The organism is Streptomyces sp. NPDC050388, assembly GCF_040655635.1.
Lineage (GTDB): Bacteria > Actinomycetota > Actinomycetes > Streptomycetales > Streptomycetaceae > Streptomyces.
Map to the genome: position 1 here is coordinate 1 of NZ_JBFAKH010000239.1, position 2350 is coordinate 2350.

Below are 2350 nucleotides of genomic sequence, written 5' to 3' on the forward strand. Positions count from 1 at the left end.
CGCGGCGGGGTGGTCACGGAGGTGGGCGAGCAGCCGGTCGGCCTGCGCCGCGAGCGCCTGCTCGCTCTTGGCGGACAGCACCCACGGCACGGCGGCGAGCCCGGCTGTCGCGGGCTCGGTCTCCGGTTCGGTGGCGGGCTCGTCCTCCGGCGTCTGCTCCAGGATCAGGTGCACGTTCGTGCCGCTCATGCCGAATGAGGACACACCGGCGCGGCGCGCCCGGCCCGTCTCCGGCCACGGGCGGGCCTCGGTGAGCAGCCGGACGGCGCCTGCGGCCCAGTCGACGTGCGGGGACGGTTCGTCGGCGTGCAGCGTCTTCGGCAGCATGCCGTGCCGCATCGCCATGACCATCTTGATCACGCCCGCGACACCGGCGGCGGCCTGCGGGTGACCGATGTTCGACTTCAGGGAGCCCAGCCACAGCGGCCGGTCCTCCGGCCGCTCCTGGCCGTACGTGGCGAGCAGGGCGCGGGCCTCGATCGGGTCGCCGAGTGTCGTACCCGTGCCGTGCGCCTCGACCACGTCCACATCCGCCGCGGTGAGCCGGGCGTCGGCGAGGGCGGCGCGGATGACGCGGCGCTGTGCCGGACCGCTGGGTGCCGTCAGGCCGTTGGAGGCGCCGTCCTGGTTGACCGCCGAGCCGCGGATGACCGCGAGGACCTCATGGCCGTTGCGGCGGGCGTCGGAGAGCTTCTCCAGCAGGAGCATGCCCACTCCCTCGGCCCAGCCGGTGCCGTCGGCCCCGGCGGAGAAGGCCTTGCAGCGGCCGTCGCCGGCGAGACCGCCCTGCTTGCTGAACTCGGCGAAGACCCCCGGCGTGGCGATCACTGCGGCGCCGCCGGCAACCGCGAGCGAACACTCGCCCCGGCGCAGCGACTGGACGGCCAGGTGGAGCGCCACGGACGACGAGGAGCAGGCGGTGTCCACGGTGACGGCCGGGCCCTCCAGGCCGAAGGTGTACGACAGGCGGCCGGACAGCACGCCGCCCGCGGTGCCGGTCAGCAGGTAGGACTCGCTGCCCTGCGCGTCGCCGTACATGGTGGCGCTGTAACCGGAGGCGGAGCAGCCGACGAAGACGCCCGTACGCGACCCCTTGAGCGAGGCCGGGTCGAAGCCGCCGCGCTCCAGCACCTCCCACGTGGACTCCAGCAGCATGCGCTGCTGCGGGTCCATGGCCAGGGCCTCGCGCGGGCTGATCCCGAACGGCGCCGGGTCGAACCGCGGCGCGTCGTGGACGAAACCGGCCTCCAGGGAGATCGGGGCATCGTCCGGCTCGCCGGGGGCCCGCAGCCACGCCGGGTCCCAGCCGCGGTCGTCGGGGACCGGCGACACGGCGTCCGTACCGTCGGACACCAGCTGCCACAGCGTCTCCGGGGAGACGGCGCCGCCCGGCAGCCGGCAGCTCATCGCGACGACGGCCACGGGCTCGGTGGCCGCGTCGGCCAGTTTCTGGTTCAGCAGCCGCAGCCGCTCGTTGTCCACCAGGGCGGAGCGGAGCGCCTCGACGATCTGGTCAGTACCCGAGTCCATCAGCTCTTCCCTCTGTACGCTCGCGCCTTCATGGGTTGTTCGTCTCCATTGCCATGCGGATCAGGTCCTGGACGTCCATGGCCTTGATCTCGTCGCTGCGGTCGGCGCGGTCCTCGTCGAAGGCCGCGGCGGCGAGGTCCGTCGGTGTTCCGTCGAGCGCGTCGTCGTGGCCGTCGTCGTCCGTGTCGGGCACCAGTTCGCGGCGGAGCCGCTCGGCGAGCGTCTCGGACGACGGTTCGTCGAAGACGATCGTCGACTCGAGGTCGAGGCCGGTGGCTTCGTTGAGGCGGTTGCGCAGTTCGATGCCCATCACCGAGTCGAAGCCGAGGTCCCGGAACGCCCGGTCGACCTCGACGGCGTGAGCGGTCCCATGGCCCAGCACCCGTGCGGCCTCGGACCGTACGAGCTCTTGCAGGATGCGCCGCTGCTCGTCGGCCGGTACGGAGATCAGCCGCTCGCGGAACGCGGCGGACGCCTCCCGCTCCGCCTCCGCGTCGTTGTCAGACCCGGTGGTGGTGCGGTGCTGCAGGTCGTGCAGTTCGCTCAGCAGGGCGCTGGGACGCAGTGCGGTGAACGACGGCGCGAACTTCTCCCAGGCCACGTCCGCGACGGTCGAGCACGGGGTGCCCAGGGCGAGGGCCTGCTCCATCGCAGCGATCGCGATGTCGGGGTCCATCAGGGTCAGGCCACGCCGCTCCAGCTGCTCCACCGCCTCGCCTTGGGCGAGTCCGCCGCCGGCCCAGGGGCCCCAGGCGAGGGAGGTGGCGGGCAGGCCGCGGGCGCGGCGCTGCTCGGCGAGGGCGTCGAGGTAGGTGTTGGC

At 73.3% G+C, this 2350-nt stretch carries 2 protein-coding genes; both read right to left on the reverse strand.

What is annotated here, in order from left to right; translation table 11 throughout:
- Positions 1–1533, reverse strand: a 1533-nt coding sequence (locus AB0I73_RS41055) for a beta-ketoacyl synthase N-terminal-like domain-containing protein (protein WP_363045479.1), incomplete at its 3' end; no start/stop codon positions are given.
- 25 nt (positions 1534–1558) lie between these two features.
- Positions 1559–2350: beta-ketoacyl reductase (locus AB0I73_RS41060; RefSeq protein WP_363045478.1), on the reverse strand; the 792-nt coding region annotated here is incomplete at its 5' end.